The sequence below is a fragment of the Vibrio chagasii genome, assembly GCA_041879415.1.
Lineage (GTDB): Bacteria > Pseudomonadota > Gammaproteobacteria > Enterobacterales > Vibrionaceae > Vibrio.
Window position 1 is genome coordinate 13,973 of record CP090851.1, and the last position, 22,812, is coordinate 36,784.

21 protein-coding genes are annotated in these 22,812 nt (G+C 45.7%); 16 read left to right on the plus strand and 5 right to left on the minus strand.

The genetic code is table 11. The annotated features are described in order from the left end of the window. The first annotated feature begins 10 nt into the window (after window positions 1–10). On the plus strand, window positions 11–1,234 hold the full coding sequence (locus tag L0991_00085; protein XGB62497.1) for an FAD-dependent 2-octaprenylphenol hydroxylase: 1,224 nt from the start codon (window positions 11–13) through the stop codon (window positions 1,232–1,234). 108 nt (window positions 1,235–1,342) lie between these two features. Here the strand turns inward: L0991_00085 and L0991_00090 are convergent, their stop codons facing one another. The 3 genes from L0991_00090 to ygfZ all read right to left on the minus strand — a co-directional run bounded on the left by L0991_00090 (window position 1,343) and on the right by ygfZ (window position 3,549). After that, complete coding sequence (locus L0991_00090; protein XGB62498.1) at window positions 1,343–1,549, minus strand: DUF1107 domain-containing protein; 207 nt, start codon at window positions 1,547–1,549, stop codon at window positions 1,343–1,345. Window positions 1,550–2,111: 562 nt separating this feature from the next. Then, entirely contained in the window at window positions 2,112–2,573 is a 462-nt protein-coding gene (locus L0991_00095) for a YbaK/EbsC family protein (protein ID XGB62499.1), read from the minus strand. Between the two features lie 4 nt (window positions 2,574–2,577). Next, window positions 2,578–3,549 carry a tRNA-modifying protein YgfZ gene (gene ygfZ, locus L0991_00100; GenBank protein XGB62500.1) on the minus strand — a complete coding sequence of 324 codons (972 nt, stop codon included), beginning with the start codon at window positions 3,547–3,549 and terminating at the stop codon, window positions 2,578–2,580. Window positions 3,550–3,716: 167 nt separating this feature from the next. On the opposite strand from ygfZ, the gene L0991_00105 reads away from it, so the two are divergent. Both L0991_00105 and L0991_00110 read left to right on the plus strand, forming a co-directional pair. Beyond that, complete coding sequence (locus L0991_00105; GenBank protein ID XGB62501.1) at window positions 3,717–3,977, plus strand: succinate dehydrogenase assembly factor 2; 261 nt, start codon at window positions 3,717–3,719, stop codon at window positions 3,975–3,977. Window positions 3,978–4,038: 61 nt separating this feature from the next. Continuing rightward, window positions 4,039–4,353 carry a hypothetical protein gene (locus L0991_00110; GenBank protein XGB62502.1) on the plus strand — a complete coding sequence of 105 codons (315 nt, stop codon included), beginning with the start codon at window positions 4,039–4,041 and terminating at the stop codon, window positions 4,351–4,353. Between the two features lie 88 nt (window positions 4,354–4,441). On the opposite strand, the gene nadB is transcribed toward L0991_00110, so the two are convergent. Continuing rightward, window positions 4,442–6,058, minus strand: a complete 1,617-nt coding sequence (gene nadB / locus L0991_00115) for an L-aspartate oxidase (protein XGB62503.1) — start codon at window positions 6,056–6,058, stop codon at window positions 4,442–4,444. Between the two features lie 389 nt (window positions 6,059–6,447). On the opposite strand from nadB, the gene rpoE reads away from it, so the two are divergent. From rpoE to acpS, 11 genes are all read left to right on the plus strand, one after another. Continuing rightward, window positions 6,448–7,026, plus strand: coding sequence for an RNA polymerase sigma factor RpoE (rpoE, locus tag L0991_00120; protein ID XGB62504.1), 579 nt, complete (start codon window positions 6,448–6,450; stop codon window positions 7,024–7,026). Between the two features lie 26 nt (window positions 7,027–7,052). After that, the gene (locus tag L0991_00125) at window positions 7,053–7,676 is read left to right on the plus strand and encodes an anti-sigma E factor (GenBank protein XGB62505.1); all 624 of its coding nucleotides are present in this window, start codon (window positions 7,053–7,055) and stop codon (window positions 7,674–7,676) included. Continuing rightward, window positions 7,673–8,635: a sigma-E factor regulatory protein RseB gene (gene rseB / locus L0991_00130; protein XGB62506.1), complete on the plus strand. Its 963-nt coding sequence runs from the start codon at window positions 7,673–7,675 to the stop codon at window positions 8,633–8,635. Before L0991_00125 ends, rseB begins: the two co-directional genes overlap by 4 nt. Further along, window positions 8,632–9,102 (plus strand): SoxR reducing system RseC family protein, encoded by a 471-nt coding sequence (locus L0991_00135; GenBank protein ID XGB62507.1) that lies wholly within the window; start codon window positions 8,632–8,634, stop codon window positions 9,100–9,102. Before rseB ends, L0991_00135 begins: the two co-directional genes overlap by 4 nt. 132 nt (window positions 9,103–9,234) lie before the next feature. Next, window positions 9,235–11,028: a translation elongation factor 4 gene (gene lepA / locus L0991_00140; GenBank protein XGB62508.1), complete on the plus strand. Its 1,794-nt coding sequence runs from the start codon at window positions 9,235–9,237 to the stop codon at window positions 11,026–11,028. A 245-nt stretch (window positions 11,029–11,273) separates the two neighbouring features. Then, window positions 11,274–12,170, plus strand: coding sequence for a signal peptidase I (gene lepB, locus L0991_00145; GenBank protein XGB62509.1), 897 nt, complete (start codon window positions 11,274–11,276; stop codon window positions 12,168–12,170). A 26-nt stretch (window positions 12,171–12,196) separates the two neighbouring features. After that, window positions 12,197–12,874 (plus strand): ribonuclease III, encoded by a 678-nt coding sequence (gene rnc / locus L0991_00150; GenBank protein XGB62510.1) that lies wholly within the window; start codon window positions 12,197–12,199, stop codon window positions 12,872–12,874. Further along, window positions 12,867–13,838 (plus strand): GTPase Era, encoded by a 972-nt coding sequence (gene era, locus L0991_00155; protein XGB62511.1) that lies wholly within the window; start codon window positions 12,867–12,869, stop codon window positions 13,836–13,838. The genes rnc and era overlap by 8 nt, the downstream gene beginning before the upstream one ends. A 104-nt stretch (window positions 13,839–13,942) precedes the next feature. Further along, the gene (gene recO / locus L0991_00160) at window positions 13,943–14,671 is read left to right on the plus strand and encodes a DNA repair protein RecO (protein ID XGB62512.1); all 729 of its coding nucleotides are present in this window, start codon (window positions 13,943–13,945) and stop codon (window positions 14,669–14,671) included. Further along, a complete protein-coding gene (gene pdxJ, locus L0991_00165; GenBank protein ID XGB62513.1) occupies window positions 14,668–15,405 on the plus strand; it encodes a pyridoxine 5'-phosphate synthase in 738 nt (245 codons plus the stop codon). Before recO ends, pdxJ begins: the two co-directional genes overlap by 4 nt. Window positions 15,406–15,462: 57 nt before the next feature. After that, window positions 15,463–15,843, plus strand: coding sequence for a holo-ACP synthase (gene acpS, locus L0991_00170; protein XGB62514.1), 381 nt, complete (start codon window positions 15,463–15,465; stop codon window positions 15,841–15,843). A 110-nt stretch (window positions 15,844–15,953) separates the two neighbouring features. On the opposite strand, the gene barA is transcribed toward acpS, so the two are convergent. Further along, on the minus strand, window positions 15,954–18,767 hold the full coding sequence (gene barA, locus L0991_00175) for a two-component sensor histidine kinase BarA (GenBank protein ID XGB62515.1): 2,814 nt from the start codon (window positions 18,765–18,767) through the stop codon (window positions 15,954–15,956). Window positions 18,768–18,932: 165 nt separating this feature from the next. On the opposite strand from barA, the gene rlmD reads away from it, so the two are divergent. After that, on the plus strand, window positions 18,933–20,252 hold the full coding sequence (rlmD, locus tag L0991_00180) for a 23S rRNA (uracil(1939)-C(5))-methyltransferase RlmD (protein XGB62516.1): 1,320 nt from the start codon (window positions 18,933–18,935) through the stop codon (window positions 20,250–20,252). 135 nt (window positions 20,253–20,387) lie between these two features. After that, a complete protein-coding gene (gene relA, locus L0991_00185; GenBank protein ID XGB62517.1) occupies window positions 20,388–22,610 on the plus strand; it encodes a GTP diphosphokinase in 2,223 nt (740 codons plus the stop codon). Window positions 22,611–22,812: the final 202 nt, after the last annotated feature.

Consider the following 22,812-nt stretch of genomic DNA (forward strand, 5'->3'; position numbering starts at 1 on the left):
TAGAAAAATAATGATGCAAAGTGTTGATATCGCAATTGTTGGTGGAGGCATGGTTGGCTTAGCCCTTGCTGCAGCTTTGAAAGACAGTGATCTGAGAGTGGCTGTAATTGAAGGTAAGGCACCAAGCGAAGGGCTTAATGAACTGCCTGACGTACGTGTTTCTGCATTGAGCCGTTCTAGTGAAGTGATTTTGCGTAATCTAGGTGCGTGGCAGGGAATTGAGCAAAGACGTGCTGCACCTTATCAAGCGATGGAAGTGTGGGAACAAGATAGCTTCGCTCGCATTGAATTTGACTCAACGCGTTTAGCGCAGCCTAATTTAGGTCATATTGTTGAGAACCGTGTGATTCAATTGGCGTTGCTTGAGCAGGTTAAAAAGCAAGAAAACGTCAGTCTATACATGCCAGCGACGTGCAAAACAATGGCAATTGGTGAAAGCGAAGCATGGCTGACTTTAGATAACGGTCAAGCACTGACGGCTAAGCTTGTCGTTGGCGCAGATGGTGCTAATTCTTGGGTTCGCAAGCAGCAAGATATCCCTCTAACACATTGGGACTACGGGCATAGTGCAATTGTTGCGAACGTTAAAACTGCTGAACCGCACCATAGTGTGGCTCGTCAAATATTTACACCACAGGGCCCGTTGGCATTCTTACCAATGCAGCCGAGCAATATGAGTTCTATCGTTTGGTCTACTGAGCCAAATCGTGCCGAGAAGCTCGTATCTATGTCGGATGCGGAGTTTAATAAACAGCTAACAGCTGAGTTCGACTCTAAACTAGGCTTGTGTGAAGTGGTTGGCGAGCGTTTTGCGTTCCCACTGCGCATGCGATACGCGAGAGACTTCGCCATAGAGCGCGTGGCTTTGGTGGGTGATGCTGCGCATACCATTCACCCGCTTGCAGGGCAGGGCGTTAACCTTGGTTTGCTAGATGCTGCCAGCCTAGCGCAAGAGCTGTTAAAGCTCTGGGCTGCGGGCGAGGACATCGGTACCAAACGTAACTTACGTGGTTATGAGCGCTGGAGAAAAGCAGAAGCCGCGAAGATGATTGCATCGATGCAGGGCTTTAAAGACCTATTTGAAGGCGATAATCCGGCGAAGAAGCTGATTCGTGGTATCGGTATGAAGCTCGCAGGTCAACTTCCTTGTGCGAAAGATGAAATCATGAAGCGAGCGTTAGGTCTAGCGGGTAACCTTCCTGACTTAGCGAAGCCCCCTGTGATTCATCGATAGTGACTTTGTTTCTAATGTTTCGCACCAAAGTTTCGTTCGAATCATTGGTACGAAAAAAGGGTTGGCGTTAGCCAACCCTTTTTGTTTTGAATTCTCTAGATAATTTGATTATGCGTAAGCACAGCGCAGCTTCATAATTTCACTATTTATTTCTTTCACTGTTTCAAAGTGGCGTTTCTCTGCTCGGTCTGGCAGCACTAGCTTGCCGTTATCGAACTCAAATTTCCCTACGCCGTAAATGTAGATTCGTCCTTTGAAAAGTCGACTTACATGTTTAGCAATCATACTCGGTGTATAGCGCTTAAACAGTCTCATTTTTAATTATCCTTATATTTACCTAGCCTGCACATTATAGAAAAACTCCGAGATAATAATTGTGATAAGCATGGAGTAATATGCAGTAGCGTTGACGTTAATTAGATATTTGTGCTGTTCTAAGCACTTTCTACAGTAAATATCTATTTTTACGTGAGCTCCTCCCCAAAATAATACTGAGTAGTGAACTGCCGTGAACTTTCCTGTTCGGTATTAAGCAGCTTAAATGTGACAAGTATAAGAATAGGCGGGATTTTTTTGTTTGTGTAATCAAATTGTAAAATTAAGACAAAAAAAAGCCCGTCTAAAACGGGCGAATAGTCACAGATGCATTACACAAAAGTGGATACTGATGTTACTCAGTGGATTCACTTGTACTGATTTGCCTAGGGGCTAGTCAGTAAATTCACAATAACGCAGATTTTTACCTGTGACTACTTATGCTTTAATTTTGATTAAATATTTAACTTTAATCTAGTTATCTTATGACGAGCTTCACACTAAATATGTATCCAGTGAAAACTAGGGGAAGAGTTTGCGATCAATCACTGTATTGATCCGATCATCGACTGATCTCAGCGATGATCGGCGTACATAGCGTCATGAGATCATTGGGATCCAAAGCGATACCTGCCATTCGATCCCCAGAGCTGATGGTCACCGTTGCATTGTTCTGGATCGAAGGATCAAAGATGATCGGCATGTGCCTCTTTAATGCAAGCGGGCCAACACAACCGGGCTTAAAGCCTGTAATAGACTCTACATCGCTTAACGAGACACAGGTCATGCGGCGGCAATTTAGAATTGAGCGCACTTTCTTCGGATCGACGGAGCGATCACCAGCGGTGCACGCTAGCGCGTATTGATTGCCCATGTCTTTGAGCAGAATACATTTCACCATTTGAGATGGGTCGATGCCTCGTTCTTGCGCGGTTTCTTCGATGCTGGTGGTTGGCTTACTTTGTAACAGCAGGCGATAGCTCACCTGCTGTTGGTCCAGCCATTGTGTAATCACTGTTTCCACGTAATTACTCGTCGTCAAGGCTGTAAGGCAGTGGCTGGATACTCCAGATTTGATCGGGTTGTGCTGTCAAACGCAGCTGAACATCGTCATCCAGGTTGTTCGGTAGCACCATTAGGCCAATTGCTTGGTTGTCAGCAAATTGATATACGTTGATCAGTTGACCCGCTCCACGCCAGTTTTCACCAACGCTGCGCTCTAGCTCAATAGGGCTTTCTAGTGTTAGCACTTCCGCTGTTGGGCCCGAAACAATGCGCATTTCACGTTTGTTCATGCCACGGTATTTAGCGCGAGCTACTGTTTCTTGACCTGTGTAACAACCCTTGGTGAAGCTGATGCCACCAATCGCTTGTAGGTTAAGCGCCTGAGGGATATGCTCATTTTGCTCTGCTTTGGTTAGATTAGGCTGAGCATCGATAATTTCATGATACTGCCATAGCGCCTCTGAGACTTTCTCCGCAGAGCTGTTAGTCACCAATGCTTCTGCAGCTTGTTCTGTCACAAGCAGAGCCCAGCGGTTGTCAGCAACTTGAACGGCTGTACCGCCTGAAATCGCACGAACTTTACCTTGGCTCTCTGAGATAGAGTCGATGTACTGATCCGCAGCAGCGCCCATCACACCGATAACCACATCGCTGGTTTGCTCAATATCGACCTTAGAGAAGACTGCGTATTTTTTGATTTCTACGAGCTCAACTTCAATCGCAGACTTAGGCTGCATAAGCGCGTAACCACCGTTGTGGTGGAATAGGCGGAAGATACTCCATACCTTTCCTTTTGCATCACAGTGGGCGCCTAATGTGGATTCATCATTAGGAAGAGTCACGACGTCGCACGTTACTTGACCTTGTAGGTACGATTTTTTGTCATCGCCTACCATGGTAATTGCACTCCAGTCTGACACGTGTGTCATCATCAGTTCTGGAAGCGAATCGTTTTGCGTATGAGCGTGCGGCTGAAAGGTGTTTTTCCAATCCATTTTATCTTTCCTAAGAATTTTATTTGGCTCTATGTTAATCCTGTTCTGTTTCTTTGTCAGCCTAGGTTTTTTTGTGAGCGGAGATAGGGACTGTGACCCACATAGTAGTTGCAGAGCGTATGACTTGTTACACTCCAAGAAAGAAAAATTATAGGTGAGGATAGCCAATGTACACTGCAGAGCAGAAAGCACGAATTAAATGGGGTTGCCGTCGCGGCATGTTAGAACTTGATGTAGTCATCATGCCATTTTTCGAAGAGTGTTTTGATTCATTGCAAGAGCAGGAACAGCGCGAGTTTGTTTCTTTACTAGAGTGTGATGATCCAGACCTGTTTACTTGGGTGATGGGCCACGGCCGTAGTGAAAACCTAGGTCACGCTTCAATGGTTGATAAAATTGTCGCACACAACCTCAGCAAGGTTCGTTAAGCTTCAGCTTAACCCTTCGTATTTCGCATTATTAACAAAAGGCACTGTTTTCGGGTGCCTTTTGTTTTTTATCGTTGTCTCTTCTATTCCACTGGCAGTCAGCCTTTATTGTCTGTACTTAACCTTCAATCTGTTTCGTGCCAATCACATGCTTATCACCAGCGCTCAAGGATGTCTTGATTATAAGGATGATGGTGAAGTGCGTTTGAATGGCAGTACATACAGCTTAAAGTCGGTCGATCAGATTTGGGCGCAATTCTTCGTAAAATTACAATTTGAATGTGGTCACTCGGTACTACTATGGCGAGACAGTTGCCAAGAGCAAGAGTATCGGCACTTTTTGGCGAACTTACAACGAATGCGCTCGCTAAGCTAAAGTAATCGACAAGTCATGAGTTAAAAGAAAAGGGAGCACTAGGCTCCCTTTCGTTTGATTACTTTTCGTGAATGACGAATGCGCCAAGTTACGATTGACGTTTCTCTGGTGTCAGAATCGTTGGGCCACTGTCTTCAGCCAGCTCTGGGTAATCCAATGTGTAGTGCAGGCCGCGGCTCTCTTTGCGTTGCATTGCACAGCGAACCATTAGCTCAGCGACTTGAAGTAGGTTACGCAGCTCCAAAAGGTTGTTCGACACCTTAAAGTTGCTGTAATACTCGTGAGTCTCTTGCTGCAACATCTGAATACGACGCATTGCACGCTCAAGTCGCTTGTCTGTACGTACGATACCCATGTAATCCCACATGAATAGACGAAGTTCATGCCAGTTGTGCTGGATAATAACTTCTTCATCACTGTTGGTGACTTGGCTTTCATCCCATGCAGGAAGCTCCGCACACAATTGAGACTGTTCAATGTTCTCTACGATGTGTTTTGCTGCCGACCATGCGTAAACCACACATTCTAGTAGTGAGTTTGATGCCATACGGTTCGCACCGTGAAGACCGGTGTAGCTTACTTCACCAATTGCGTAGAGGTTTTGCAGATCCGTTTGACCATCTTTATTGACCATCACACCACCACAGGTGTAGTGCGCAGCCGGTACAATCGGGATCGGCTCTTTGGTCATATCGATACCCAAGTCCATCAAACGAGTATGGATCATTGGGAAGTGCGCAGTAATGAACTCTTCAGGCTTGTGGCTGATGTCGACGTACATGCAGTCTGCACCTAATCGCTTCATTTCGAAGTCGATTGCGCGAGCAACGACATCACGAGGCGCCAATTCACCACGCTCATCGAAGTCTTTCATGAAGCGTGTACCATCCGGACGACGCAAGTAAGCGCCTTCGCCACGAAGTGCTTCCGTTAGTAGGAAGTTGCGTGCTTCTGGGTGGAACAAGCAAGTCGGGTGGAATTGGTTGAACTCTAGGTTTGCTACACGACAACCCGCACGCCAAGCGATAGCAATGCCATCACCAGAAGAGACATCTGGGTTAGAAGTGTATTGGTACACTTTTGATGCGCCGCCAGTAGCAAGCACAACAAATTTAGCTCGTACGGTTTCTACGTGTTCTTGGTTGCGGTTCCAGATGTAGGCACCGATCACCTTGTCTTTCGATCCACCAATCTTATCTTCAGTGATCAGGTCCAGCGCGTTGTGGCGCTCGAAGATCTCGATGTTTGGGTGATTCTTGACGTTATCTTGCAGTGAGGTCTGCATCGCCATGCCAGTTGCATCGGCAGCGTGCAGGATTCTGCGGTGGCTGTGTCCACCTTCACGAGTTAGGTGATACTTAGGTTGACCATCAGTGCTGTTCTCATCTTTATCAAATGGAACGCCGCCATCAATCAGCCATTGCACACACTCTTTAGCATTCTCAGCAATGAATTGAACTGTATCTTCTTCACATAACCCAGCCCCGGCAATTTGAGTATCTTCAACGTGAGACTCAATACTGTCCGACTCATCGAACACCGCAGCGATACCGCCTTGTGCGTAATACGTCGATCCTTCGCTGCGTGGTCCTTTGCTTAATACAATTACTTTTGCATGTTCTGCTACGCGTAAGGCTAATGACAAGCCTGCCGCACCACTTCCTACCACTAATACATCACATTGATGTTCACGGTTTGCGTTCATAAAACTTATTAAATCCCGGGCTATAGTCGAGTTGTCTACTCTCAATTGACTTTGTCTTGTTTTAGGAGTTGCGGTAAGACTGTTATAATCCCCTCAGAGTCGTCCTAAAACGCCATGCAAAATCAAGATATAGACAGCTATCTAGAAATATTTAATTGCTCAATACCATTGCTTTTGCTCTAGTTTCCCCAAATTGATAGGGATAGCTATTTTTATTACATCACATTGTGAAACAATAATGGCAAATAATTTTAAGAAAGTTGGAACTTTCGGTATTTGGCTTAGTCACAATAGTGCTCTTGTAGACGGTGGTGTCAATACTACATTTCGCATAATTAGTACCCATATCTGTGAAGGTGAGGGTTATAACAATAGGAGTACCCGCTCGAATGAACGAGCAGCTAACCGATCAAGTGTTGATTGAGCGAGTTCAGAGTGGAGATAAGCAAGCATTTAACTTACTAGTGGTTAAGTATCAAAACAAAGTTTGTAACCTTATCTCTCGATACGTGAATAATTCCGGTGATGTACCTGATGTAGCACAAGAAGCTTTTATTAAAGCTTACCGCGCGATACCTAATTTTCGTGGCGAGAGTGCCTTCTATACATGGTTGTACCGAATTGCCGTGAACACCGCAAAGAATCATATCGTTGCCCAGGGACGTAGACCGCCCGCAACGGATGTAGATGCAGAAGATGCTGAATATTACGAAACAGGCAGCGCGTTAAAAGAAATATCGAACCCTGAGAACTTAACGCTGTCAAAAGAATTGAAACAAGTCGTTTTTGGAGCGATTGAAGCGCTGCCAGAAGACTTAAAAACTGCAATGACGCTGCGTGAGCTTGAAGGTTTGAGCTACGAAGAGATTGCAGAAGTAATGGATTGCCCTGTAGGAACCGTACGTTCGCGTATCTTCCGAGCTCGTGAAGCGGTGGAAAAGAAAATTAAACCTCTTTTGCAGCGCTAGAACTTGTAATAATTATGGTGAAAATAATGGCTGATAAAGAAAAGCTTTCGGCACTCATGGATGGTGAAACGATCGATAAAGCTCTCATTGTAGATCTAGAGTCTGATCAAGAAAGCATGAATACCTGGCAGAGTTACCACTTAATCGGTGACGTTATGCGTGGGGATGCGCCAGAAACTAAAAATTGGAACATTGCGGATAGTGTGGCAGCAGCGCTTGAAGATGAGCCTGCACACAGTGCGATGCCAAACCTGCACCAAGTGAATGTTGAACCTACTGTTGCTCCAATTGAAGAGCAACCAAAACCTCAGCAAGCGAAGCGTCAGCTTCCAGCGTGGTTACAACAGTTTGGACAAGTTGCTGTGGCAGCGTGTGTTTCTTTAGCGGTTGTATTAGGTGTTCAACAATATGGTGGCAGCGATCCAGCGACACCAGAACAGTTACCTGTACTTCAGACGATTCCATTTGCGGGATCCGCTGAGCCAGTAAGCTTAACCCGCGAGTCGGTAGAGAGACCCGCGTCTGAAGCAAATTTGCAAGAGCAGCGTAAACGTGTTCATGCAATGCTAGAAGATTATGAGCTACAACTAAGATTAAACAGTGATGCGTCGCCTATGGAAGATGCACATCTAGAATCGGACATTGAATGAAGAAAATCCTGGTCAGTGCACTGACACTGTTCAGCTTGATGTCTCCAACAGCCTTTGCAGAGGAAACAACTGCAAAGGCCTTGTTGCATCAAATGAACGAGGCCAGTCAGCATCTAAATTACGAACTCTCTTACATACTGATCAAGAAGAGCAGTATTGAACCTCTTGTTTATCGCCATGCGGTTAACGACGACCAACAACTCGCACACCTTGTTTATCTAAGTGGCCCTGTTCGTGAAGTGATTCGTCGCGGTAATGAAGTGAGCTACATCGAACCGGGTACAGAGCCGTTTACGATCCAGTCAGGCAGCATGGTTGCGCCTGTTATTCCGATGATCAATCGAGATATTGAATCTCTGAACCAGTACTACGACTTTGTAAAAGTTGGGCGTTCTCGTGAAGCGGGCAGCACGACTCAAGTATTACGCGTAGTGCCAAAAGATGGCCTTCGCTACTCATACGTGGTTTGGGTAGACGAGAAAACCAGTCTTCCTCTACGTGCCGACCTATTAGACCGTGATGGTGAAATACTGGAACAGTACCGAACTATCTCTTATGTCGTGAACGATAAAATCGCGGAAGCTATGGGCGGCTTAAACCAAGCGCAACTGCCGAAGGTTTTATCATTACCTGAGGGTTTGGTGAGTGAGACCGACTGGCAAGCTTCATGGGTGCCAGAAGGGTTTAAGTCAAAAGAATTGAGCCGTTACCAAATGGCTGCGACCGATAAAATGGTCGAGAGTCAGCTTTTCAGCGATGGATTATTTAGCTTTTCGGTATATATCGCCGACAAAGACGAACACTCATTGAAAGGCCAGTTGGTACGTCAAGGGCGTAGAACTTTGCACAGTTTAGTGATTGGTGACAGAGAAGTGTCTGTCGTAGGTGATATCCCGCCAGCCACGGCCAAGCGTATCGCTCAATCAGTTACTTTCAATAATCAGGTGTCAGCGCAATGATGACCGCGCTGGCTACCGTTAGCTCAGTTGAACAAAAAGGTAAGCAATACTTTGTTCAATTGAGCTGCGAACAACAAACCAGTTGCAGCAGCTGCTCTTCACAAAAAAGCTGCGGTACTGGTATTGTCACCAAAGCGGTTGGCAACAAATCTTTGTTTTGGCAATTAAAAACCAAAAGCCTTGTGAAAGCGGGTCAGATTGTAGAAATCGGCTTTCCTGAAAAAAGCCTACTTCAGTCTGCAGCTATTGTTTACCTTATCCCACTTTTCATGTTGATGATTGGTGCTGGCATTGGACAACTCTTGTTACAACCCTTACTTCAAGGGGGCGAGGGGATTGTTATACTGAGCGCAGCCCTATTTACTGCTGGTGGTATTGCTTTAGCGAAGCGACTCGCTAAACCGATGGAAGACAAATCCAAGCAAGAAGTCGTATTGATTCGAATCCTCGGTGAGCCGCTAGTCTAATTTATGATGCGTCTTGCTGTTAAATTGGGTAGAATCTGCCAACTTGATTGAAATGCCGCCACCGTTAGCTATTTTTAAATAGTTTTGCGGCTTTCTTACCGTCCTAATTTAAAGAGTTTGTCACACCAAATTATGAAGCACATTCGTAACTTTTCGATTATCGCCCACATCGACCATGGTAAGTCGACCCTATCTGACCGTCTAATCCAAGTTTGTGGAGGATTAAGCGATCGTGAAATGGCTGCACAAGTCCTTGATTCGATGGATCTTGAGCGTGAACGTGGCATCACCATCAAATCTCAGAGTGTGACACTAAACTACACCGCAAAAGATGGTGAAACTTACCAACTTAACTTCATCGATACTCCGGGACACGTTGACTTCGCATACGAAGTATCACGTTCTCTTGCAGCTTGTGAAGGCGCACTATTGGTTGTCGATGCTGGTCAAGGTGTAGAAGCTCAGACTCTAGCAAACTGTTACACAGCGATCGAAATGGATCTGGAAGTTGTGCCAATCCTAAATAAGATTGACCTTCCAGCAGCTGATCCAGAGCGCGTATCTGAAGAGATTGAAGAGATCGTAGGTATCGACGCGATGGAAGCAACGCGCTGTTCTGCGAAAACAGGTATCGGTGTAGACGATGTTCTAGAAAACATTGTTTCAGCAATTCCTGCTCCAGAAGGCGATCCTGAAGCGCCACTACAAGCACTAATCATCGACTCTTGGTTCGATAACTACCTTGGTGTTGTTTCTCTTGTTCGTATCAAGAACGGTTCTCTGAAGAAGAACGACAAGATCAAAGTAATGAGCACCGGCCAAGTTTGGGGTGTAGACCGTCTAGGTATCTTCACGCCTAAGCAAATCGATACTACAGAGCTAAACACTGGTGAAGTAGGTTGGGTTGTTTGTGGTATTAAAGACATCCTAGGTGCACCGGTTGGTGATACGCTAACACTGGCTAAAAACGGCTGTGAAAAAGCGCTACCTGGCTTTAAGAAAGTAAAACCACAGGTATACGCGGGTCTGTTCCCAGTATCATCTGATGATTACGAAAACTTCCGTGATGCACTAGGTAAACTAAGCCTGAACGATGCTTCTCTATTCTACGAACCAGAGAACTCAGCAGCACTTGGTTTCGGTTTCCGTTGTGGTTTCTTGGGTATGCTTCACATGGAGATCATCCAAGAACGTCTAGAGCGTGAATACGACCTAGACCTAATCACAACTGCACCAACCGTAGTATACGAAGTTGAAAAAACAGACGGCACTCAACTGTATGTTGATAGCCCAGCTAAGCTGCCTGCTATCAATGATATCAACGAGATTCGTGAGCCGATTGCACGTTGTAATATCTTAGTACCTTCTGACTACCTAGGTAACGTAATCACACTGTGTGTTGAGAAGCGTGGTGTTCAGGTTGATATGATTTATCACGGCAACCAAGTAGCGGTTGTGTACGATATTCCAATGGCTGAAGTAGTACTGGACTTCTTCGACCGTCTGAAATCAACGTCTCGTGGTTACGCATCACTGGATTACAACTTCCAACGTTTTGAAGCATCAAGCATGGTTCGTGTAGACGTACTTCTAAACGGTGACACGGTTGATGCACTAGCGATGATTACACACAAAGATCAATCGCAAACTCGTGGTCGTCAGCTTGTAGAGAAGATGAAAGAGTTCATCCCTCGTCAAATGTTTGATATCGCGATTCAAGCGGCTATCGGTAACCACATCATCGCTCGTTCGACAGTTAAACAACTGCGTAAGAACGTAATCGCGAAATGTTACGGTGGTGACGTGAGTCGTAAGAAGAAGCTTCTGAAGAAACAGAAAGAAGGTAAGAAGCGTATGAAGCAGATCGGTAACGTAGAACTGCCTCAAGAAGCATTCTTAGCAATTCTTCACGTTGGCAAAGACTAGTATCAATCGTACTAACTAACTGCTAAATATTACTGGTTAAAATCGCTTATTTCTTTGTTGCAAAGTTTTGTAATTAGGCCCACTAGTCACTGCACTTTGCGCCTCGAACTAAGCGATTTTTCCTGCGTAATATTTTAAGCATCTAGTCAGTGTGATTGATAAAAATTAGAAATATTAAGCAGAGTGAAAGAGTTATACTCTTTCACTTTCGTTATTTTTAAAGAAATGAAATTTAAGGGATATCAATGGCTAATACATTTTCGCTTATCTTAGTGATCGTAACTCTAGTGACCGGCATTGTATGGGCATTGGAAAAGTTTGTGTGGGCGAAGAAACGCCAGCAGAAGCTTGCTGATGTGGAAGCACAAACGAATGGCCTAGACGCTGAAACCAGCGCAAAAGTTACGGCTCAGCCTTGGTGGGTTGAGAACAGTGTGTCCATTTTCCCGGTAATTGCATTTGTTTTGATCTTGCGTTCATTTATTTATGAACCGTTTCAAATCCCATCTGGCTCGATGATGCCAACGCTTTTAGTTGGTGATTTCATCTTGGTAGAGAAGTACGCGTACGGTCTTAAAGACCCAGTATGGCGCACTCAATTGGTAGAAACAGGCAAGCCAGAACGTGGTGATTCAATCGTATTTAAGTACCCGCCTCAGCCAAACATTGACTACATCAAGCGTGTTGTCGGTTTGCCAGGTGATACTATTCGTTATAGCAGTCGTAAAGAAATCTGTATCCAGGCGAAAGGTACAAGTAGCTGTGAACCAGTGAAACTAAGTAACGTTGAAGAGAGCCAATTTATTCAAGATGGTGTGCCTCTGATTCAGCTGAATGAACAGCTTGGAGATGTAGAGCACCAAATCTTAGTTAACCCACTGCGTCGTGACCGTGTGCAAGCATATCAACCTCGTAACGGTGTTAACGAATGGGTCGTTCCAGAAGGCCAATACTTTGTGATGGGTGATAACCGTGACAACAGTGCTGATAGCCGTTACTGGGGCTTTGTCCCTGAAGCAAACCTTGTTGGTAAGGCCGTTGCTATTTGGATTAGTTTCGAATTCGAACGTGGTTCAGACAGTGTACTTCCAACATGGATTCCTACTGGTGTGCGTTTTAATCGCATCGGTGGGATTCATTAATCGATCAATTAACACATCGAGAGAGCATGAATTCTCCAATTGATAAACTAGAGAGAAAGATTGGCTATCAGTTCAATGATGCCGATCTTATCCACTTGGCGCTGACTCACCGCAGCGCCGCTGGTAAGCATAACGAACGTCTTGAGTTTCTGGGCGATTCAATTTTAAGTTTTGTTATCGCTGATGATCTATACCATCGTTTTCCTAAGATAAACGAAGGTGATATGAGCCGCATGCGCGCAACATTAGTACGTGGTCATACATTGGCAGAACTAGGTCGTGAATTCGAACTAGGAGATTACTTAAAATTAGGTCCAGGTGAGTTGAAGAGTGGCGGTTTCCGTCGTGATTCTATTCTAGCGGATGCTGTAGAAGCGATCATCGGCGCTATCTATTTAGATAGTGATACCGAGACGGTTCGTGGCATTATTTTAAGCTGGTACCAATCTCGCCTAGAAGCTATTCAGCCTGGAGTATCTCAAAAAGACCCTAAAACTCGTCTTCAAGAGTTCTTACAAGGTCGAAGAAATCCTCTACCTGTCTACACAGTGACTAATATTAAAGGTGAAGCACACAACCAAGAGTTTACGGTTGAGTGTGAAGTGGCAGGTGTGGATAAACCTGTTATCGGTAAAGGCACTAGCCGCCGCAAGGCAGAACAAGCGGCTGCTGAAACAGCATTAGAGCAACTAAGCAATGTCTGATAACAACCAAGAATTCGATATCGATGCATTCTTTTCATCTGATAGCAAACAACCTAGCCTACCGGAAAACCAACACTGTGGCTTCATCGCTATTGTAGGTCGCCCAAACGTAGGTAAGTCGACGCTTCTGAACCATATTCTGGGACAGAAGATTTCTATTACATCACGTAAACCACAGACGACACGTCACCGTATTATGGGCGTGGAAACTGAAGGTGATTACCAAGCGATCTTCGTTGATACTCCTGGACTTCACATTGAAGAAAAGCGTGCAATCAACCGCTTGATGAACCGTGCGGCAAACAGCTCACTGAGTGATGTGAACCTAGTATTCTTCCTTGTTGACGGTACTCACTGGACTGAAGACGATGAGATGGTTCTGAACAAGCTGAAGAAGACTGACTTCCCAGTTGTACTTTGCATCAACAAAGTAGATAACGTTCAAGACCGTACCAATGTGATGCAGCACATGATGGAAGTCTCTAAGAAGATGGACTTCATTGATGTTGTGCCTATCTCGGCGAAGCAAGGTAAGAACATTGATGTACTGCGTAAGCACGTACGTGCACACTTACCTAAAGCGACACACCACTTCCCAGAAGAGTATGTGACGGATCGCTCGCAGCGTTTTATGGCGTCTGAAATTATCCGTGAAAAGCTGATGCGCTTTACGGGTGATGAACTACCTTACTCGGTAACGGTTGAGATCGAACGTTTCGACTACAACCCAGACAACGATGGTTTCCACATCAACGCACTAATTCTTGTTGAACGTACTGGTCAGAAGAAAATGGTGATTGGTAAAGCGGGCGAGAAGATCAAAACGATTGGTCGCGAAGCACGTATCGATATGGAAGAGCTATTCGGTCGTAAGGTTTACCTAGAGACTTGGGTTAAGGTTAAATCTGGTTGGGCTGATGATGAACGTGCACTTCGTTCACTAGGCTACATCGACGATCTATAATCTAGATTGAACTTCACTTTCCTTAACTGGATGTGAAATCAAAATAGTGAGTTGAAGAGAGAGTGCGAACTCTCTCTTTTTGTATCTGTAAGAAGGATAAATCATTGAGCGAAGGGTTACAGCGATGCTTTGTATTGCACCGTAGACCATATAGCGAGTCGAGCTTAATACTGGATATTTTCAGTGAAGAGTTTGGCCGTGTTACGTTGATGTCGAAAGGTGCTCGTAGCAAGCGTTCCAACTTAAAAGGAGCGTTGCAGCCTTTTACGCCTCTACTACTCAAGTGGTCGGGGAACAGCTCAATGAAAACACTGCGTCAAGCTGAGCCTATCAGTTTAGGTTTGCCTCTCACTGGCATTAACCTCTATTCCGCAATGTATGTGAACGAGCTGATTGGTCGAGTTCTGATGGCTGAAGTGCCAATGCCTGCTCTTTTTCACGACTATCTTCATGCTTTAACAGAGCTGGCGCATAATGAAAATCCAGAGCCAGCACTGCGTCGTTTTGAGTTGGCACTGCTATCTGCTATGGGGTATGGCGTCGACTTTTTACACTGTGCAGGTACCGGTGAACCGATTGATCCAACAATGACTTATCGCTATCGAGAGCAGAAAGGTTTCATTGCTTCAGTGCGACGAGACAACCTGACTTTTATGGGTGATGAACTTATTGCGATCAGCGAACGTAGGTTTATCACTAAAGAGCAGTTAAAAGCGGCAAAACGCTTTACACGCATAGCCTTAAAGCCGTATCTTGGCGGCAAACCATTAAAAAGTAGAGAACTGTTTTTGCCAAGAGCAGGTCTTTCTAGAGCACGGAGTATTGGAAAATGAGCTCAATCCTTTTAGGCGTTAATATCGACCATATTGCAACACTACGTAATGCACGTGGTACTAAATACCCGGATCCAGTACACGCAGCTGAAATTGCTGAGCGCGCTGGTGCTGACGGCATCACCATTCACCTGCGTGAAGACCGTCGTCACATCGTTGATCGCGATGTACGTATTCTGGCTGAAACTATCCAAACTCGCATGAACTTAGAAATGGCAGTGACGGATGAGATGGTTCAGATTGCACTAGATACTAAGCCTGAATTTGTTTGTCTTGTTCCTGAAAAGCGTGAAGAGCTAACTACTGAAGGTGGCTTGGACGTGGTTGGCCAGCTTGAGAAAGTAAAAGCGGCTACGCAAAAGCTATCTGCAGCTGGTATTAAAGTGTCGCTGTTTATCGATGCTGACCGCGAACAGATTGATGCAGCAAAAGCGTGTGGTGCACCGTTCATTGAGCTTCACACGGGTCACTACGCTGATGCGAAAACAGAAGAAGACCAACAAGATGAGCTGAAAAAGATTGCGGCTGGCGCAAGCTACGCAGATGATCTAGGTATTACGGTGAATGCCGGTCACGGTCTGACGTACCACAACGTGGCGCCAATTGCGGCACTGCCAGAAATCTACGAGCTAAACATCGGTCACTCAATCATGGGACGTGCAGTCTTTGATGGTTTGAACAAAGCCGTCGCTGACATGAAAGCTGTAATGGAAAACGCTCGTAACAACATTTAGTTTGTTAAATATCTAGTTTGTTAAGTGGCATCATCAATAAGTAGTTAAAGGGTAATTATGGCTGTTGTAGGGCTTGGGACAGATATCGCGGAAATTGAACGTGTTGAAAAAGCATTATCACGCAGTGGTGAGGCATTTGCTCAGCGTATTCTGACGGACTCTGAATTTGAAGTGTTTCAACAGCTAAAGCAAAAAGGTCGTTATCTCGCTAAGCGCTTTGCAGCTAAAGAAGCTGCATCAAAAGCGCTAGGTACAGGCATCGCATTGGGTGTTACTTTTCATGACTTCGAAATCTCGAACGACGAGCATGGCAAGCCAGTGCTGAGCTTGCACAATAAAGCTCGAGAAATTGCGCAAGCGAGTGGCACAACTTCGATTCACCTGACTATTTCAGATGAGCGTCATTATGCGGTAGCGACGGTACTCTTTGAGTCGTAATCTCTAACTCATCCTGGTGTTCGCTCGTTACTGAGTAAATAGCATAAACAAAAAAGCAGAGCTTATATGCTCTGCTTTTTTTATTGCCTTGAATTCGAGGCTAAGCCGATTTAATCACTGGTTGGTTTTAGGTAGTGAACAGCGGTCGCTTGTACCTTATCGAGCTCGTCTTGAAGTTCAAAAAGTTCTGGCTCGATATCTTCAATTGAAGTACCTGAGCGCAGCTCTTTCTCTATCGTGGCACAGACTGATTTAAGCCTTGGGACGCCACTGTATGAGCTGCTGCCATGCATCTTGTGGATGATGTGTATCAGCTGATCCACAGGGTAATCCGTGTCTTCGATCGCTTTCTCAGCCGCGTCATAGACCTCAGGGATAAAGTCGACCAGCATTTGCAGCATATCACGTGCGAGATCTTCTTTATTGGCGGCCTGCTTCATCGCAGCTTGCCAATCAATGATGATGTTCTTATGCACGCTAACATTACTTTCAGACACCTGGCTGTTGTCGACCTCGGCTGATACTGCAGGGTGATCTGGATTGATCTTTTCGATGTGCTCAACCTCAGAGGTTGGGCTCCAGTGAATCAATACTTGCTGTAACACATGCTCTTCAATTGGTTTGGTCAGGTAGTCATCCATGCCTGCTTCTAGCAGTCTATCGCGCTCGCCCGTCATGGCGTGTGCGGTAACAGCAATCACAGGTGTGTTGGCGTTGTTGGCGAGCTTCTTGATGTTTTGACAAGCGGTGACACCATCCATCTGTGGCATCTGAATATCCATGAAGATGATATCAAATTGAGTCTCAGTGGCTTTGTCGATAGCCTGCTGACCACTGGTGCAACTGATGACTGTTTCCACACGTTCTTTGAGTAGCGCGGTGATAAGCTTCAGGTTAGCTGGGTTGTCATCCACAGCCATTACAGTCAGTGGTAGCTTCTCTTCTGAATGGGTTTCAATTGCTGGTGCAATCAAGGTTGGCGCTTGGTTCGACACCAGAGTTTGCAGGAGCTTCTTACGAGAAAGAGGTTTGGTGATGCATTGAACATCGACTTCTTTCATCAATTGTTCACCAAGTGCGAGCTCGGTACTCGGTGTACCAATGATCACGTTCTGAGCAATCTTCTTCGCGCCAATTGCCCAGCCGCTGACCGTATCAAATTGATAATCTTGGTTAGCTGCGAGGTTCAGCAGTACGTAGTCGTACGAGGTTGATTCGTCAGGCATCACCGAACGGTAGGTAACGACTAAGCCTTCTTGGGTCAGGATTTGTTGAGTAATCGAAGCCGCTTGCATGTTTGGCTCGATCAGCAGCAGTTGCTTGTCTTGCAGACATTGAGTCTCAATTAGCTCTGTCATCGGCATATCGGTGGTTGATAGCCTTAGCGTAAACCAGAAAGTTGAACCTTGGTGTAGGCGACTGGTTAGGCTGATCTCACCGCCCATTTGGCTCACAAGTTTCTGGGTGATAACCAGACCTAGGCCTGTACCACCATAGCGACGAGAGATACTTGCATCTGCTTGGCTGAAGGCTTGGAATAGTTGCGCTTGCTGACGCTCAGAGATACCAATACCCGTATCACGAACCATGAACTGTAGTTCGATGTTGTCTTCGCTTTGTGAACGTAACTCAACGCTAATATCGATGTTACCACGCTCGGTAAACTTGATTGAGTTACCCACTAGGTTGGTCAGGATTTGTTGGATACGCAGTGGATCACCAACAACGCCTGCCGGTACTTTTGGATCAATCTTAAGTGTAAGCTCTAGACCTTTCTCATGAGCGTTGGTCGCTTGAAGGTTCACAACTTCTTCTAGGCTTGCTTGGAACTCAAATGGAATGTTTTCTAGCGCCAGTTTACCGGCTTCAAGTTTCGAGAAGTCCAAGATATCGTTGATGATACTGAGTAGGTTATTCGCAGAGCGTTCAATGGTCTGTAGGTAGTCCGTCTGACTGTTCGACAGGTGAGTCTTAAGCATCTGGCGAGTAAAGCCAATCACACCGTTAAGTGGTGTTCTTAGTTCGTGAGACATATTTGCCAAGAACTCAGACTTAACACGTGCCGCTTCTTGTGCACGTTTTTTCGCGATGTCTAACTCAACGTTTTGAATCTCTAGTTGCTCAAGAGTTTCGCGCAGGTCCGAAGTGGCTTGGTCGATACTGTGCTGCATCTCGACGTGATATTCCGACAGCGATACCGCCATCGCGTTGATACCGTTTTTCAGCGAGTCTAACTCACCGTGCATTTTGCCTTCGATACGGACATCCAAGTGACCACGGCGAATTCGGTCCACCATGTTTTTCATGTGTGTGATCGGTTGAGTTACATCGTGCATCAATCGGAAAGCAAAAACACCAGAAAGACCCAATCCAAGAATCAACACTAAGAAGGCAGAGAAGACTTCTTGATATTGCTGCAAACGAAGTGAAGAAAGGTCCAATTCAATCGCAATATAACCAATCGCTTGGTTGGCTTGAGACTGGCCGTTAGCCGAGTTGATGTACTGGCCTTCTGCAATAATCGGGGTTCGAAGAATCAGTGTGTTATCGAGTAGGTCAGAAGAGCTTAAATGCGGAATTGGTTTATCTTTTGGATAAGTCAGGCTTTCGAAATCAGGGTGGAAGTTTGAGGTTACAAATAACTCATGGCGTTCATCGAACACCGCGATACTGCGTACCAGCTTAGAGTTCTTTCGATGTGCATAGCTAATTAGCTGACGAACAGACTCTCGACTTTCGAGTTGCATGCCAGATTCACTCGCAATTGCCAGTGGTTCAATGATGCTAGTACCTGTGTTGACCACCTGACCTTCAAGGTCTTGATAGCGGTTAAATGAGAAAAATGCACTCAATAGCAGCCCAATAATCAGGGTTGGAGCTAGAGTTAAGGTAATTACACGGGCTCTTAAGCCATATCTGGTCATGTTCTTTAATTACATCGAGGTCTGGATATGGGAAAATAACGCACACAATGGCGGTTAAGTGAACGGTAAGCTTAATCAAAGCCGTGACGTTCGACAATGATTCCAAGACAGAATAGTGAGTCCTGGATACCAATTACTTATTAAAAGATACATTAGGCACAAGCAATGGCACGTTTTTTCCAACCAAAAAAGAAAACTCAACTCGAGACCAAGCATCAATCGGTTTTGGTTGAACGAATGGATCACAATGGCGCTGGCATCGCTTATCAGAAAAACAAACCGGTTTTCATTGACGGCGCATTGCCTGGTGAACAGGTGGTTATTCAGCTTACTGAGAGTAAAAGTAAGTTTGCACGCGCGAAACTCATCAAATTGCTGAAGCCAAGCGAGCAACGTCTAAAGCCTTTTTGTAAACACTTTAATCAGTGTGGCGGTTGTCACCTTCAGCACCTTGGTTACCAATCTCAGGTAGAACACAAGGCACAATCTCTTACGCACTTGATGAACCAATATAAGACGGATGAGACAGAGATGGCTCAACCGATTGTTGGTGATGAAACCGGTTACCGTCGTCGTGCGCGTATCAGCTTGTTTGTTGATAAGAAAACGCACAAGCTTCAGTTCGGTTTTCGTAAGAAGCAGAGCAAGCAGATAGAAAACATCACAGATTGTGCCGTGCTTGATCCTCGCCTAAATGTATTGCTGCCAAAGCTGAAAAATTTACTCAACACTTTCAGCAACCTTACGTCTTTAGGACACGTTGAATTGGTATTGGGTGATACTGGCCCGGTAATGGTGCTACGCCACCTCAAGCCTTTGATTGAAAGAGATGAGCAAGCATTGATTGCGTTGGCGAAAGAAGAAGGCGCGATACTGTACTCAATGCCAGAAACCGACAAGTTGGTCCGTTTGGTTGGTGATGCACCTAGCTACAGCGAAACAGGCGTCACCTTACCTTTCGAGCCAAACCACTTCATTCAGGTGAACCAGAAGGTCAACCAGCAGATGGTGGCTCAAGCGATTGAATGGTTAGAACCTAAAGCGGATGAGCGAGTGCTGGATCTGTTTTGTGGCTTAGGTAACTTCAGTCTGCCTATCGCTCAACAGTCAGCTTTTGTGGTTGGTGTTGAAGGTGTCGATGAGATGGTTCAGCAAGCCTCATCGAATGCTAAATTGAACCAGTTGAGCAACACCGAATTTTACCAAGCGAACCTTGAAGAAGACCTATCTGCACAAGCTTGGGCAAAAGAGAAATTTGATAAAATCTTACTGGACCCAGCTCGTGCTGGAGCGAGTGGTGTTGTTGATCAAATTTCAGCATTAGGAGCGAAGCGTGTGGTTTATGTTTCGTGTAATCCTGCTACTCTAGCTAGAGATTCAGAGAGCTTAGAAAAGCAAGGCTACCAATTAGCCAAACTTGGTATGTTGGATATGTTCCCACACACCAGCCATCTCGAATCGATGGCTCTCTTTATCAAGGCTTAAAGGCCCGTAAATAAGGCTTAAAAATGAATGACAAAGGCGCAGGGATACTTGCGCTGATATCAATATGGTCGAACTAACTTGGAACCAGTTAGTCATATTGAATTGGGTATAAAACAGAATAACTAGGAAGGCACGATGGTTGCGGTACGAAGCGCACATTTAAACCCAAGCGAACAGTTTGAGCTAGAAAGTTGGATTGCGTCATTAAAGCAAGACGCAAAAACCTCAAATAAACTGAATAAAGTTTATCTTCACTGTGAAGAGCTATTAAAAGATCACGAGCAAGCATCACTCTTGCTATGGCGTGGACGTGAGATGATTGAAATCTTGGTCACGTTGTCGATGGATCGTGCAACATTAGTCGCAGCACAACTCTTCCCAGTGGTATCAAGTGGCGTTTTTGAGCGCGAAGCCTTCGAAGAAAGCTACGGCAAAGAAATTGTTAAGCTGATTGACGGCGTTGAAGAAATGGCGGCCTTAGGGCAGCTAAACGTAACCCTTGAAGGCAGTGCTGCCTCGGGTCAGGTGGATAACGTTCGACGCATGCTATTGGCCATGGTTGACGATTTCCGCTGCGTAGTTATCAAACTTGCGGAGCGAATCTGTAACCTCATCGAGGTGAAAAAGGCCCCTGATGCTGTGCGCCGAGCGGCAGCAAAAGAGTGTTCTAACATCTACGCACCACTGGCCAACCGTTTAGGTATCGGTCAACTTAAGTGGGAAATCGAAGATTACGCCTTCCGCTACCAGCAGCCAGACACTTATAAGCAGATTGCCAAACAGCTGTCTGAGCGCCGTATCGTTCGTGAACAATACATCACAGATTTCGTTGATGACTTAACCGCAGAAATGCAGCGTTCTAACATCAACGCTGAAGTAAGCGGTCGACCAAAACACATCTACAGTATCTGGCGCAAAATGCAGAAGAAAGGCTTGGCCTTTGATGAGCTTTTTGACGTGCGAGCGGTACGTATCATCGCTGACCAGCTACAAGACTGCTACGCCGGTCTTGGGGTAGTACACACCAAATACAAACACCTACCGAGCGAATTTGATGACTATGTGGCGAACCCTAAGCCAAATGGTTACCAGTCGATTCATACCGTAGTCCTTGGCCCTGAAGGCAAGACTATTGAGATTCAGATCCGTACTAAGCAGATGCACGAAGATTCTGAGCTTGGTGTGGCGGCGCACTGGAAGTACAAAGAAGGCTCTTCTGGTGGGCGTAGTGGCTACGATGAGAAAATCACTTGGTTGCGTAAACTTATCGACTGGCAAGAAGAGATGTCGGACTCTGGCGAGATGCTGGATGAAGTGCGTAGCCAAGTCTTCGACGACCGTGTATACGCATTTACTCCACGTGGTGACGTGGTCGACTTACCAATGGGCGCAACCCCGTTGGACTTCGCTTACCACATCCACTCGATGGTCGGACACCGCTGTATCGGTGCCAAAGTAGCGGGCCGTATTGTACCGTTCACTCATAAACTATCGATGGGTGACCAAGTTGAGATCATCACGCAGAAAGAGCCGAACCCATCTCGTGACTGGTTAAACCCAACCACAGGCTTCGTTCACTCTGGTCGTGCTCGAGCGAAAATCAATGCTTGGTTCCGCGCGCAGAGCCGTGAGAAAAACCTAGAAGCGGGTCGTGACATCCTGGAAGTTGAGCTAGCGAAAGTAGGCGCAACCCTAAAAGATGCCGACCAATACGCACTAAGACGCTTTAACGTGAATACGCCAGACGAGCTTTACGCAGGTATTGGTAGTGGCGACTTGCGTATTAACCAAGTGGTTAATCACATCAATGCGTTAGTCAACAAGCCAACGGCGGAAGAAGAAGACAAGAAAGCATTAGAGAAGTTGCTTGAGTCGGAAAGCAAGCCAGCACAGCAGAGTCGTCCTAAGAAAGACGCAGTGGTAGTAGAAGGCGTTGATAATCTAATGACGCACCTTGCTCGCTGTTGTCAGCCGATTCCTGGTGATGTGATTAAAGGCTACATCACTCAAGGTCGCGGTATCTCGGTTCACCGTGCTGACTGTGAGCAGTTGAGTGAACTAAGCCTGCACGCACCAGAGCGTATCATTGATACCGTTTGGGGCAATGGCTTTGTCGGTTCTTACATCCTAACGCTGCGTGTTGAAGCGCTAGAGCGCAATGGTTTATTGAAAGACATCACCTCACTGTTCTCTAACGAGAAGATCAGCGTGACGACAATGAAGAGTCGTATCGACTACAAACGTCAATTATCGGTAATGGACTTCGATTTAGAAGTGACGAATATTGAGATTCTGAGTCGAGTGACGAGCCGAGTCGAGCAGATCAAAGATGTTATGAGCGTCAAACGCTTGGGCTAAAATTCTCGTCATACTTGAAGCTGATGGCGTTGTTGACTGCGCGCACTCGCTCAATCACATAGGCAAGCTATGCTCAGGAGTCTCGCTTGCTTGTCGCCTAGCCACAGCTTCAATTATTTAGAGAATTAGACAGTATCAAGAAAGGTGAGTGGTTTTGGCTGCTCGCCTTTTTTAGTTTTAGAAGACGTTATAAATTTAAAAA